Source organism: Jeotgalibacillus terrae (assembly GCF_016908195.1).
GTDB classification, from domain to species: domain Bacteria; phylum Bacillota; class Bacilli; order Bacillales; family Jeotgalibacillaceae; genus Jeotgalibacillus; species Jeotgalibacillus terrae.
Genome location: NZ_JAFBDK010000007.1, coordinates 142,054 through 154,169, shown reverse-complemented (window position 1 = coordinate 154,169; position 12,116 = coordinate 142,054). Strand labels below are relative to the sequence as shown.

The following is a 12,116-nucleotide window of genomic DNA, read 5'->3' as shown; positions in this document are numbered from 1 at the left end:
AGCATGGCGGTTGAACTTGATAAGAAAGCAGTGCGTGAAAAAATCGCAAAGCGTGCAGAAAAAGAGATTCAGGATGGGTTTTATGTCAATCTCGGAATCGGGATGCCAACATTGATTGCGAACCACATTTCAGACGATAAGCAGGTGGTTCTGCAGTCTGAAAACGGGCTGCTTGGGATCGGGGCTTACCCGACTGAAGCAGAACTGGATCCGGATCTGATCAATGCCGGAAAAGAAACGGTGACAGCGATTAAAGGGGCATCGTACTTTGACAGTGCAGAATCATTTGCAATGATCCGCGGCGGTCATATAGATATTGCGATCCTTGGTGGAATGGAAGTTGCTGAAAACGGTGACCTGGCCAACTGGATGATTCCGGGCAAGATGATTAAAGGCATGGGCGGCGCAATGGATCTCGTTCATGGTGCTAAAAAGACAGTCGTCATCATGGAGCATGTCAACCGGGCAGGGGAGTCAAAAGTGCTGACGTCATGTACGCTGCCTTTGACAGGAAAAGGGGTTGTCAATCGGCTGATTACAGATCGTGTCGTGATTGATGTAACTGAAAAAGGTCTTGTACTGGTTGAGACAGCAAAAGGATGGAGTGCTGAAGAGGTAAAAGGGTGTACTGAAGCACCGCTTACACTTCACGAATCATTTAAAGAAGAGGCTTACTAGAATCCAGGGGGGATGGAATATGCTTAGTATGATTGGGTTGATCGGCGGGCTAACGCTGCTGATCGTATTTACAATGAGGGGAATGAACCTGCTGGTGGCAGCACCGTTATGCGCGTTGTTTGTCGCGTTAATGAGTGGTTTGCCGCTGTTTCCGCAGATGGTGGAAGCAGGAGAGGTTAACTTTTTAACAAGCTATATGGGCGGCTTTACAAGCTTCATCATGTCATGGTTCCCAATGTTTTTACTTGGAGCGATTTTCGGGAAAGTGATGGAGGACAGCGGAGCAGCTGACAGTGTTTCTAAATGGATCGTAGGTAAACTTGGTCTGAAGTATGCAGTGCTTGCGATTGTGCTGGCCTGCGCAATTCTTACATATGGAGGCGTCAGCCTGTTTGTCGTTGCGTTCTCTGTCTATCCGATGGCACTCAGCCTGTTCAAAGAAGCAGATCTGCCAAGACGTTTTATTCCAGCGGCACTGGCATTTGGGTCAGTAACTTTTACAATGACTTCTGCAGGATCACCTGAGATTCAAAACTGGATTCCAATGGATTACATGGATACTAACCAGTATGCAGGATGGGAAGTCAGCTTGCTTGTAGCAGCCTTTATGGCGATCTTCGGTTACTGGTGGCTGAAGCGTATGATTAATAAAGCAGTTAATAAGGGTGAACACTTTGAGGCACGTGAAAACGATCCGGTCTTAGAAAACCGTGCACTGCCTCATCCGGTGATGGGATTAATTCCACTTTTTGTCGTGTTAGCAATCAGTTTCTTTTTCCATCACGACCTTGGAACATCTGCACTGATCATTGCACTCTTGGGTGGAATTATTACAACATACTTATTAAACAGAAAATATTTTTCAAATGTCAGCAATGCGCTGTCTGAAGGTACAATTGGCGCGCTGATCGCCATTGGTAACACAGCTGCAGTTGTAGGGTTTGGCGGGGTGGCAAAAGCAGTTCCGGCATTTACAACAGCGGTTGATGCGATGGCAAGTATTCCTGGCAGCCCGCTGATTGGTGGGGCAGTCGCAGTCAGTGTGATTGCGGGTATGACAGGTTCAGCTTCAGGAGGACAGACAATTGCACTTCCACTGCTTGCGCCGGGATACATCGATGCAGGTGTGAATCAGGAAGCGCTTCACAGAACGGTTGCCATTTCATCAGGTGCGCTTGATTCACTGCCGCATAATGGATACGTTGTAACGACGATTCGCGGTATCTGCGGTGAAACGCATAAAGATGCGTACGGACCTGTTGCGATTGTCTCAGTCATCGTGCCATTGCTCGGACTGGCAATTGCCATTGCACTGTTTTCAATCGGATTAGGAATCTAACGGCTGGAGGTTAAGGTTATGGTCAAAGATAAAGTAGTCTACATTACCGGCGCAGCGAGTGGTATCGGATATGAAATTGCTACAGCTTTTGCTGAAGCCGGGGCAAAAATTGTACTGACAGATATTAAAGAAGATACTGTGTTACAAGCAGCAAAAGACCTGCAGGAAAAGGGCTATGACAGCCTTGGTCTTGTCTGTGACGTGACAAAAGAAGAGCAGCTGATCAGTACGATTAATCAGACTGTCGAACATTTTGGCAGGCTTGATGTATTGATCAACAATGCAGGCATGCAGCACGTGTCAGCTCTTGAAGATTTTCCGACTGAAAAGTTTGAGCTGCTGACGAAGATTATGCTGACGGCTCCATTTATTGCAACAAAGCATGTATTTCCAATTATGAAAAAGCAGGGTGGAGGCCGCATCATTAATATGTCTTCGATCAACGGCCTCGTAGGATTTGCAGGTAAAGCAGCGTATAACAGCGCAAAGCATGGCGTAATCGGTCTGACAAAGGTAGCTGCACTTGAAGGCGCAGAACACGGGATCACCGTGAACGCGATGTGCCCGGGCTATGTAGATACCCCACTTGTTCGCAACCAGCTTGAAGACCTTGCAAAAAACCGCGGCGTATCACTCGAAAAAGTCATCGAAGAAGTGATCTACCCGCTCGTACCGCAAAAACGTCTGCTTGACGTCCAGGAAATATCAGACTACACCATGTTCCTCGCAAGCGACCATGCAAAAGGCATCACAGGCCAGGCCGTCGCGCTCGATGGAGGATATACGGCTCAATAAACAAAAAACCCCTTGATCTCAGTCACAACCATGTGAAGGACATCAAGGGGTTTTCTTCATCATCAATAACTCACACATACGCATAAAACCTCACCAAATCAGCTATCCCCTGCTCTTCATCTGATACCGGCGATTGAAAAATGCCAATGACCAGGTCCATGAATTCCCCACGGAACAAAAATGCGAAAATCAGCACAGCACATATGAAAATAGCAGTGAAAAACAATATGTAAATCGACCATTTACCAGCAGATTGAACCATCATTCTCCCTCCTGAAATCCATTTATATGTATTAGACGTTAAAAAAAGGAAAAAAGTTTCGTATTTTCTGAAAAAAGTTTTGATTTATTTTTTCTGGTAAATCAAATAGGATAGGATTAGACGATTAAAGTGAGGGAAATCTATGACTTCGTTTGCATTGCCGGCAGCATTGATTGCTGTATTAGCCGGCTTCATCATCATCATAAAAGACGGGCGAAAGAAAAACCGCTCATCTGTCAATCGTACAATGGTGGTTCTGTTCTGGGTTTATGTGACAGCTGTTGTCCATGTCACACTGGGTACGCTTCAATTTCCACCGGATATCGGGTCACCTGTAAGAGTTCAGCTTGAGCCGTTTTATTTTCTCGATGAGTGGGCAACATATCGAAATCTGTACAGCGAATCGTTTTTTCAGAATGCCAGTCTGACATTTTACAATTTTATTATGTTTATGCCATATGGCTTTTTCCTTGCCTATTTTAAAAGAGGATTCTTCACAGCACTGCTTATTCTGTTCTTTTCAAGCCTGCTGATCGAAACAACACAGCTCGTACTATCCTACCTCGGCATCGCATGGATCAGAGGTTTCAACGTCGATGACCTCATCATGAACACAGCCGGGGGCATCATTGTTTATATCATTACCTGGCTCATGTTGAAAATCATTAACATGTTGAAGAGAGACTGAGATAAAGCATCAAAATTTAGTGTGACTACTTAAATATGACTACACCTTAAGGTGAACGAAGCGGAAGGTGGTGACTCCGGGACGATTAGCGGGATAGCTGAGACCCCACAGGCGAAGCCGAGGAGGCTCAGCGACCGCCGTTCGGAAAGCATCCGCCTGGAGCGTAGTGAACCGGTTTAGAGACTAAGACAATATCGTCGCGGTCTCTTTTTTTTTCGAGGCTTAAAACCATGCGCCAAAAGGTATCTAGTATAATAGAAGGTTTGCAGGAAAGCAGTCAGTGCGATAATCTAATGCCTAAGAGCTGAATTTTCACGCAAATCTAATAGATCGTATTTTGTCAAAAGGAGAGATTGGATGAATGTCACATATCATCCGCTTGGCGATCAGGCCGTACTGATCCATTTCAAGCAGGAAGTTAGCCGTGAAGTGCTTGCAGAAGTACAAAATCTGAAGCAGGCCATACAGGAGGACCAGCCTGAATGGCTGTACGAAGCAGTACCAGGGTATGCTTCAATTGCGATTCATTATGACCTGGTGAAACTTATACATGAGCAAGATCCCTATGAAACGGTTACAACTTATTTAAAAGAAAAGGCTGAGACAGTTAAAAGCAGTAAAGACTTTAAACAGCGCACAGTAAAAATTCCTGTCTGCTATGGCGGAAAACTTGGACCTGATCTGGAAGAAGTTGCGGAACACGCAGGTATTTCAGCAGAAGAAGTCATAAAACGTCATCAACATGGAGATTATACAGTCTATATGCTTGGCTTTGCACCGGGATTCCCGTATATCGGGGGGCTGGACCCTTCTATTGCAGCGCCACGTAAAAATAATCCCCGTACAGCGATTCCAGCAGGTTCAGTCGGGATCGCCGGTGAACAGACAGGGGTCTATTCCATCGAAACACCTGGTGGCTGGCAGATTATCGGACGGACACCTGAAAAACTGTTTGATCTGCAGAGAGATGAGTCATTTCTTTTACGCGCAGGTGACAGGATTGAGTTTTATTCGATTACACAAAAAGAATTTGAGGAGTGGCAGCAATGATACATGTAATAGAACCCGGACTGCTATCTTCAATTCAGGATAACGGACGGCGTGGACATCAGGAATCGGGCATGATTATATCAGGTGTCATGGATATCTTCTCCATGCGCATCGCTAATACACTTGTCGGCAACGATGAAAATGAAGCTGTGCTTGAAATTACTTTGACAGGTCCGACAATCGAATTTCAGGAAGATCAGCTGATTGCAATCTGCGGCGCTGATTTTTCAGCACTCATTGATGATCAGCCGGCTCCATTGTGGCGTCCGGTTGCAGTGAAAAAAGGCAGCACCTTACATATGAAATTTTCAAGAGTCGGCTGCAGAGGAGTAATTGCAGTCGGAGGCGGTTTTGATGTTCCTGAAGTACTTGGCAGTAAATCTACTTATCTGAGAGCAGAGATCGGCGGTTTTAAAGGTCGCGGTCTTGAAAAAGAAGACCTGATTTCAGTTGGTAAGCGAAGCAGTGAATCTGAAAGGATATTTCAAAGTGTTTTATCTGAACCTGTTCAGTGGTCTGTATCCCGTGCTTATACAACAGAGGTTTATGACCGTTCAGTGATGCGGGTCATTCCCGGGAAGCAGTATGAAGAATTTACAGAAGAAAGCAGAGCCTGCTTTTTTGATCAGGCATATAAAATCTCAAAGCATTCTGACCGGATGGGGTTCAGGCTTGATGGTGAAAATCTCGAATGCGGCCTGCAGGGCAATATGCTCTCTGAAGGTGTGGCATTCGGAACGGTGCAGGTTCCTGCAGATGGGCAGCCAATTGTCCTGCTTGCGGACAGGCAGACGCTTGGCGGTTACCCGAAGATCGGACAAGTCGCATCTGTTGATCTGCCGGCACTTATTCAGAAGAAACCCGGCGAATCAATCCATTTTGAAGAGATTTCAATACAGCAGGCTCAGGCTCTATTTAAAGAACGTGAGAAAGAATGGCAGGAATTGAAATGGATGATTACAGCGAGACTGGAGGGATTAGATGGTTAAAATCGATCTGAACTGTGATATGGGAGAGAGTTTTGGTGCTTATCAGATGGGAAATGATGCGGAGGTGCTGAAGTATGTTACTTCTGCAAACATTGCCTGCGGATATCATGCAGGAGATCCGTCTGTCATGAGAAAAACCGTGGAACTGGCGCTTGAAAATGGAACTGCCATTGGAGCGCATCCGGGCTTTCCTGACCTTGTCGGGTTTGGCAGACGCAATATGGCTGTTTCAGAGAAAGAGGCTTATGACCTGACGCTTTATCAGATTGGGGCCCTTTATGGATTTGTAAAAGCGCAGGGCGGCAGACTTCAGCATGTAAAACCGCATGGTGCGCTGTACAACGCGGCAGCGAAGGATGCAAAACTTGCAGGCGCGATTGCAAAAGCAGTTTACGACCTGGACACTGAGATGATATTATTTGGTCTGTCCGGCGGAGAACTGATCCGTGCGGGCAAAAATATCGGCATTCAGACAGCTTCTGAGGTGTTTGCTGACAGAACCTATCAGCCTGACGGTTCACTCACACCGCGCACGCAGTCTAACGCTTTGATTGAAGATGATGAAACGGCTGTATCACAGGTTGTCCGTATGGTAAAAGACGGATTAGTGCGTGATGTAAATGGAGAAGATGTCAGTATTGAAGCTGATACAGTCTGCATACACGGTGACGGCGCGCATGCCCTCGCCTTTGCCGAAAAAATTAACAGCAGGCTGAAAGAAGAAAGTATCTTAATCAAAAACTTTAAGTAACATGATAAAAGCCCATGATGCCTTTAGATAGCAGGAGATGCCATCTAAAGGCATCAGGAGCTTTAAGAACATCAGGAAAGGAATAGACAACGATGAAAAAACCGGAATCCAACCGCAGTATACTGCTCGGCGCTGCATTCTTGATGGCAACTTCAGCTGTCGGACCGGGCTTCTTAACACAGACGACCACATTTACCCAGACACTTGCAGCAAGCTTTGGTTTTGTCATTTTAATTTCTATAATTATTGATATTGGCGTGCAGATGAATATCTGGCGGATTATTACCGTATCGGGTAAACGTGCGCAGGAAATCGCGAACGAAGTGCTTCCGGGTCTTGGCATTGTGCTGGCGGGACTTGTTGTCCTTGGCGGTCTCGCATTTAATATTGGTAATATCGGGGGAGCGGGGCTTGGTACGAACGTACTTTTCGGTGTTTCGCCTGAAATGGGTGCCCTGTTCAGTGGACTGATTGCAATTGGGATCTTCCTTGTACGGGAAGCTGCCCGCATCATGGACCGCTTTATCCAGGTGCTCGGTTTTCTCATGATTGCGCTCACTGTATTTGTCATGTTCCAGTCCCAGCCGCCTATTGGAGAAGCGATTACGCGTTCTTTTATTCCTGAAACAGTAGATTTCCTGGCAATCGTCACGCTGGTCGGCGGTACGGTCGGCGGGTATATCACATTTGCAGGGGGACACAGGCTGCTTGATGCAGGACTAAGCGGTACGAAAAATATACCTGAAGTAAATAAAAGTGCAGTGTCTGCGATTGGACTTGCTTCAATCATAAGAATCTTTTTATTCCTCGCGACACTTGGTGTAGTAGCACAGGGTCTTGAAATTAATCCGGAAAATCCGCCGGCGTCCGTATTCCAGCTCGCAGCAGGTAATATCGGTTATAAAATTTTTGGTGTTGTGATGTGGTCTGCCGCGATCAGTTCAGTAATAGGTGCCGCTTATACATCCGTTTCTTTTATCAAAACGTTCAGTCCGGTGTTGGCAAAATACGAAAAGTTTCTGATTGTCGGTTTTATTACGGCATCAACAGCCATCTTTACTTCAATTGGGCAGCCTGTTACATTACTGATCCTTGCAGGGGCGTTAAACGGGCTGATTCTGCCAATTTCACTTGGTGTAATATTGCTTGCAGCACATAATAAGAAAATTGTTGGTGATTACAATCATCCGAAGTGGTTAACAGCCTTTGGAATCATTATTGTTGTCGGGATGGCTTACCTTGGCGGCTACACGATGATTAATCAGCTGCCTGAATTATTTTCATAATAGGACATAAAAAACAGGATGAGTGTTCATCCTGTTTTTTTATGTCTGATCAAGCTGGCCGCTGAACCACTCCAGCAAATCCTTATTTACAATATCCTGTGATGAAAATGGAACATAGAGCAGTTCCTGCTTTTTAAATGTGGCTTTAATTTTTTCTAAATGCGGCTTCTCATGCTTTTTACGTTCCTGCATAAACGTGCCGTCAACATCTTCAGGAAGCACTTTATTCACAATCAGTGTCTTCACATGCAGGTCGTACTGATCAAGGAGCTGCAGCGCTTTCTCTGTTTCAAGAATCGGCAGACGCTCAGGATTTAACACAAAGATAAAGCCTGTTTCCTTAGGGTCAAGCAGGATTTCCCTTGCGCGTGAGAAACGGTCCTGGCGGGTTCTGAGTACATCATAGATCGGATCCTCGACAGGCTCGCCATCATTTAAAAGGGCAGCATAATTCTCATTCGTTTTTCTTCGCTTTTCAAGCAGCCCTTCAATCCAGATCCCCATTAGTTCAGGCAGTGTCAGCAGTCTGATCGTATGACCTGTAGGTGCTGTATCAAAGACGATTTTATCAAATTTCTCACGTTCCTCTAAGACGATTGAAATCAGCTTATCAAACAGCGCAGCTTCATCTGCACCTGGTGAGGATTTGGCTGTATCAAGCTGTCTGTGTACTTCCTCCATCATCCCTGCATGAACGACACCTTTAATATTTGATTTCACACCTTTTATATAATTGGCTGTTTCAATTTCAGGGTCAATCTCCAATGCAAATAAGTTCGGTGCAATCTCAGTGTTCTTTCCACCGATTTTCCGGTTAAAAATGTCTCCGACGTTATGTGCAGGATCGGTTGAAACAAGCAGTGTGCGGTAGCCCTGCGCAGCCGCTTTCCAGGCGATCGCAGCAGCAGACGTGGATTTCCCGACGCCGCCTTTCCCGCCGACAAATAAAATATTATTCTTCAGGATTTTCATCTAAAGACTCCTTTATCAGCAACAGCGGATTCCTGAGAGGGGAGACTTCTCCATTCCCATCCGCAAATGCCAGTCGTGAAATTTTTCAATCATATGAGGATAGAGCTCGAGCGTGTAATAGTATACCGGATTTGGAATACCGATCATTTCTGAATACAGCATGAGTAAAAACAAGTCATCCTCGTTTCTAAGTTCGCGCGCAATTTCCTGACGGTGAGGCATACTGAGTACTTCTTCGTAATAGGCGATGAGCTTTTTGATGTGGTCGAGCATGTATGGCAGCCTCCTTAAGTTTAGTGCATGCGAATGTATGGGTTATAACAGCTTTTACGGGTCATCTTTTACCATAATATTAAAACAAAATACAGGAAAGAGCCAACGCTCTTTCCTGCATCATCATTAATCGTTCGGATCGATCTTCGGCAGATTTTTATTCAATAGTGCAGAAGCTGCAGTGACACAGATCCACAATGCAAAACCAAGGATCAGGGCACCGAATACAAACAGCAGTGTACTCGATTGATCATTCCACCATGCCCATTCAGTGAATACCTGACTGATCATTGCATAAAGCGTCATGAACATCAGGAAGATCATCGGGATCAGGGTGATTAAGTAATTTCTGCCGAGTCTCTTCAGCCAGATCGAGATAAGGAGAAGGTTAATACCGGCAAGAAGCTGGTTGGATGTACCAAACAGCGGCCATAGCAGGTAACCACCTGAGCCAAATCCGTTCGGACCTTCAGGAATCAGTACAAGTGCAGCACTTGATACAACGGCAATGGTTGTTGCAACATGCGTTTTTTCAAGTGCAGGAACCTTATACTCAGTACCAAGTTCAGAGATGATATAACGCATCAGACGGACTGATGTATCAAGCGTTGTAGCAGCAAAGCTGACGACAATGATAGATACAATTGTCGCTGCGACATCTTCCGGAATTCCAAGACCGCTTGCAAGCTGACTCGCACCAAGTACGAAGTTGCCAAGACCGCCACCGCTTGCAGCACCAAAGCTGTTATACGCTTCTTTGAATGCATCAGCAGAAGGGAAGAGTGTAATAACTGCGATAATTGAGATCAGTGCAAGTACACCTTCACCAACAGCACCTGCATATCCTACAAATCGTGCGTCCGTTTCTTTATTCAACTGCTTTGAAGACGTTCCTGATGATACCAGCCCGTGAAATCCGGAGATCGCACCGCAGGCAATCGTGATGAACAGCAGCGGGAACCATGACTGGTCAGTTGCATCAGGATTTGTAATTGGTGCCGTAATTTCAGGGTTCGTGAATAAAAGACCAAGATATAAAATCCCAAGACCAACTACAAGCTGGTGAGAGTTAATAAAGTCACGCGGCTGAAGCAGCTTCCATACAGGAAGTGTTGATGCGATATAGACATAAATCATTAAGATCGCAATCCAGATAAAGAAGGCACTTGAGACTGCGCCAAGTCCGAATATTCCTGCTCCGTCTTCACCGCCCATATAGCGGACAAGGTCAATCTGCAGGAATTGAAAATCTGCTGCAAGCACGGCGAAAATATACATAACCGCAAGCGCAACTAGCGAAGGTACAAGCATCTTTGCATTGCGTTTATACACCGCATGCCCAATCCAGACTGCAAGTGGAATCTGAATAAATACAGGAATAACGCTGGATGGGAATGTAATAAATAAATTAGCGATAACCCATGCAAATACTGCGTTGACCATTAGTACAAGAATTAAAATAATAAATAAGAACAAAATCTTTGCACGCTGGCCGACTAATTTATTTGCAAGTGTTCCCATAGACTGGCCCTTATTTCTGACAGACACAACGAGTGTACCAAAATCGTGTACTCCTGCAGCGAACACAGTTCCAAAAACTACCCACAGAACTGCAGGCAGCCAGCCCCAATACACAGCAATGGCTGGTCCAAGGATCGGTGCAGCACCGGCTACTGAGGTAAAATGGTGTCCCCATAGCACAAACTTGTTCGTCGGTACGAAATCGACGCCGTCTTTATAGCGGTGTGCAGGTGTAACATAATTCGGATCAAGTCTGTAGATCTTCTCAGCAACAAATTTTGAATAAAATCTGTAGCCCAGCACAAAGATAAACAGCCCGATCGCCGCTAAAGCAATTGCATTCATTCAGTTGTCCCCCTTAAATATGTAATTTGACATTTGGTAATAAAGTATATGTAAGCATTTTCAATGTCATGTACCATCATAGGATATAGATTGAATTGTGTAAATATTATAATAATAATTTTTTCGCTAAACTAAAGATTTAGTTTAATAGTCACAGGGGGACCATGAAATCTTCTACTCGAACGCAGTTGGAGAAGGGTATTGTCATATTAGATTGAAGGAAATCACTTTACTCTCTGAGTGAAAAGCATCAATCCGCCCTCCCCTCCACCAGGGTCCATTACCGAACCTTATCTGAAATTAATAAACCCGCCTTCAGAATGAATCGTCTGTCCTGTAATCCACTGCGCCTGTTCACTTGCAAGAAATGACACCAGATTTGCGGCATCAGCAGGCATCCCGAGCCGTCCCTGTGGTGAAAGAGAAAGCAGCTCTTTTTTTACTTCATCATTCATCCATCCGCTATCTGTCGGGCCTGGATTGATCGAGTTGATCGTGATTTTCCGCTCAGCAAGTACAGGTGAAATGGTATAAACGAGCGTATCAATAGCTGACTTGGTCAGTGCGTAGGAAAGCTCATTTGGCATTGGCCCCTGTGCCCATCCGGTTGTCAGGCAGATCACTCTGCCGGTCTCACTGTCAAAGTGCTGGAGAAATTTTTGAGTGAGCAGTGTCACAGCTCTCGTATTAATCGCATAATGCTGGTCGAGCTGATCAGCTGAAATCGTCTCAATAGAATCATTGATTGAAACAGCCGCACTCTGTATCAATGTATCCGGATACCTTCCAAAAGCCGTCTGGCAGAACGAAAACAGTTCATCAATCGAGTGTACTTCAGCCAGATTCAGCTCGATCATTTCCGCCTGGACCCCGTGGGCTCTGCAGGCAGCGAGCACGTCATCGGGATCTTCACTTTCCGTATGTGATGAAACGTCACGATCATAGGCATGCCAGAATGTAAATAAAATATCCATACCATCCGCGGCAAGTTTTTCAGCAATAGAAGCACCAATCCCTGCTTTTCTGCCAACACCGGTTATAATTGCAAGTCTTCTTGTCATGATATTTGTCCTCCACTTTCTTAAAATGTCTTTTCTTCACTTTCATTTAAAGATAACATAGACTCAATGAATGATCGGAAAAATCAGAAAGCTGGTGTTTGCATGA

13 protein-coding genes are annotated in these 12,116 nt (G+C 45.2%); 8 read left to right on the top strand and 5 right to left on the bottom strand.

Features of this window, described 5'->3' with window-relative positions; genetic code table 11:
- Nucleotides 1-3 precede the first annotated feature (3 nt).
- The 3 genes from JOD21_RS09115 to JOD21_RS09105 are packed head-to-tail and all read left to right on the top strand — an operon-like array spanning nt 4 to nt 2,812.
- Nucleotides 4-678, top strand: coding sequence for a 3-oxoacid CoA-transferase subunit B (locus tag JOD21_RS09115; RefSeq protein WP_204729306.1), 675 nt, complete (start codon nt 4-6; stop codon nt 676-678).
- Between the two features lie 19 nt (nt 679-697).
- The gene (locus tag JOD21_RS09110) at nt 698-2,017 is read left to right on the top strand and encodes a GntP family permease (protein ID WP_204729305.1); all 1,320 of its coding nucleotides are present in this window, start codon (nt 698-700) and stop codon (nt 2,015-2,017) included.
- Nucleotides 2,018-2,035: 18 nt separating this feature from the next.
- Nucleotides 2,036-2,812, top strand: coding sequence for a 3-hydroxybutyrate dehydrogenase (locus tag JOD21_RS09105; protein ID WP_204729304.1), 777 nt, complete (start codon nt 2,036-2,038; stop codon nt 2,810-2,812).
- 70 nt (nt 2,813-2,882) lie between these two features.
- Here the strand turns inward: JOD21_RS09105 and JOD21_RS09100 are convergent, their stop codons facing one another.
- Nucleotides 2,883-3,074, bottom strand: coding sequence for a hypothetical protein (locus JOD21_RS09100; protein WP_204729303.1), 192 nt, complete (start codon nt 3,072-3,074; stop codon nt 2,883-2,885).
- A 142-nt stretch (nt 3,075-3,216) separates the two neighbouring features.
- On the opposite strand from JOD21_RS09100, the gene JOD21_RS09095 reads away from it, so the two are divergent.
- The 5 genes from JOD21_RS09095 (at nt 3,217) to JOD21_RS09075 (ending at nt 7,838) form a co-directional block, all read left to right on the top strand.
- Nucleotides 3,217-3,762, top strand: coding sequence for a VanZ family protein (locus JOD21_RS09095; RefSeq protein WP_204729302.1), 546 nt, complete (start codon nt 3,217-3,219; stop codon nt 3,760-3,762).
- A 357-nt stretch (nt 3,763-4,119) separates the two neighbouring features.
- Nucleotides 4,120-4,812 carry a 5-oxoprolinase subunit PxpB gene (gene pxpB / locus JOD21_RS09090; protein ID WP_204729301.1) on the top strand — a complete coding sequence of 231 codons (693 nt, stop codon included), beginning with the start codon at nt 4,120-4,122 and terminating at the stop codon, nt 4,810-4,812.
- Nucleotides 4,809-5,801: a 5-oxoprolinase subunit C family protein gene (locus tag JOD21_RS09085; protein ID WP_204729300.1), complete on the top strand. Its 993-nt coding sequence runs from the start codon at nt 4,809-4,811 to the stop codon at nt 5,799-5,801. Before pxpB ends, JOD21_RS09085 begins: the two co-directional genes overlap by 4 nt.
- Nucleotides 5,794-6,552 (top strand): LamB/YcsF family protein, encoded by a 759-nt coding sequence (locus tag JOD21_RS09080; RefSeq protein WP_204729299.1) that lies wholly within the window; start codon nt 5,794-5,796, stop codon nt 6,550-6,552. The genes JOD21_RS09085 and JOD21_RS09080 overlap by 8 nt, the downstream gene beginning before the upstream one ends.
- A gap of 92 nt (nt 6,553-6,644) precedes the next feature.
- The gene (locus JOD21_RS09075) at nt 6,645-7,838 is read left to right on the top strand and encodes an NRAMP family divalent metal transporter (protein ID WP_204729298.1); all 1,194 of its coding nucleotides are present in this window, start codon (nt 6,645-6,647) and stop codon (nt 7,836-7,838) included.
- Between the two features lie 39 nt (nt 7,839-7,877).
- Here the strand turns inward: JOD21_RS09075 and JOD21_RS09070 are convergent, their stop codons facing one another.
- The 4 genes from JOD21_RS09070 to JOD21_RS09055 all read right to left on the bottom strand — a co-directional run bounded on the left by JOD21_RS09070 (nt 7,878) and on the right by JOD21_RS09055 (nt 12,010).
- Complete coding sequence (locus JOD21_RS09070) at nt 7,878-8,810, bottom strand: ArsA family ATPase (protein ID WP_204729297.1); 933 nt, start codon at nt 8,808-8,810, stop codon at nt 7,878-7,880.
- 15 nt (nt 8,811-8,825) lie between these two features.
- A complete protein-coding gene (locus JOD21_RS09065; protein WP_204729296.1) occupies nt 8,826-9,083 on the bottom strand; it encodes a cory-CC-star protein in 258 nt (85 codons plus the stop codon).
- A 126-nt stretch (nt 9,084-9,209) separates the two neighbouring features.
- On the bottom strand, nt 9,210-10,949 hold the full coding sequence (locus tag JOD21_RS09060) for a carbon starvation CstA family protein (RefSeq protein ID WP_204729295.1): 1,740 nt from the start codon (nt 10,947-10,949) through the stop codon (nt 9,210-9,212).
- A 290-nt stretch (nt 10,950-11,239) separates the two neighbouring features.
- Complete coding sequence (locus JOD21_RS09055; RefSeq protein ID WP_204729294.1) at nt 11,240-12,010, bottom strand: SDR family oxidoreductase; 771 nt, start codon at nt 12,008-12,010, stop codon at nt 11,240-11,242.
- Nucleotides 12,011-12,116 lie beyond the last annotated feature (106 nt).

Bases quoted from the DNA above. Each gene is read 5' to 3' on its own strand.
- JOD21_RS09110 (WP_204729305.1), top strand. From the start codon at position 698: ATGCTTAGTATGATTGGGTTGATCGGCGGGCTAACGCTGCTGATCGTA.
- JOD21_RS09095 (WP_204729302.1), top strand. From the start codon at position 3,217: ATGACTTCGTTTGCATTGCCGGCAGCATTGATTGCTGTATTAGCCGGC.
- JOD21_RS09115 (WP_204729306.1), top strand. From the start codon at position 4: ATGGCGGTTGAACTTGATAAGAAAGCAGTGCGTGAAAAAATCGCAAAG.
- pxpB (WP_204729301.1), top strand. From the start codon at position 4,120: ATGAATGTCACATATCATCCGCTTGGCGATCAGGCCGTACTGATCCAT.
- JOD21_RS09070 (WP_204729297.1), bottom strand. From the start codon at position 8,810: ATGAAAATCCTGAAGAATAATATTTTATTTGTCGGCGGGAAAGGCGGC.
- JOD21_RS09055 (WP_204729294.1), bottom strand. From the start codon at position 12,010: ATGACAAGAAGACTTGCAATTATAACCGGTGTTGGCAGAAAAGCAGGG.
- JOD21_RS09085 (WP_204729300.1), top strand. From the start codon at position 4,809: ATGATACATGTAATAGAACCCGGACTGCTATCTTCAATTCAGGATAAC.
- JOD21_RS09065 (WP_204729296.1), bottom strand. From the start codon at position 9,083: ATGCTCGACCACATCAAAAAGCTCATCGCCTATTACGAAGAAGTACTC.
- JOD21_RS09105 (WP_204729304.1), top strand. From the start codon at position 2,036: ATGGTCAAAGATAAAGTAGTCTACATTACCGGCGCAGCGAGTGGTATC.
- JOD21_RS09075 (WP_204729298.1), top strand. From the start codon at position 6,645: ATGAAAAAACCGGAATCCAACCGCAGTATACTGCTCGGCGCTGCATTC.
- JOD21_RS09080 (WP_204729299.1), top strand. From the start codon at position 5,794: ATGGTTAAAATCGATCTGAACTGTGATATGGGAGAGAGTTTTGGTGCT.
- JOD21_RS09100 (WP_204729303.1), bottom strand. From the start codon at position 3,074: ATGGTTCAATCTGCTGGTAAATGGTCGATTTACATATTGTTTTTCACT.
- JOD21_RS09060 (WP_204729295.1), bottom strand. From the start codon at position 10,949: ATGAATGCAATTGCTTTAGCGGCGATCGGGCTGTTTATCTTTGTGCTG.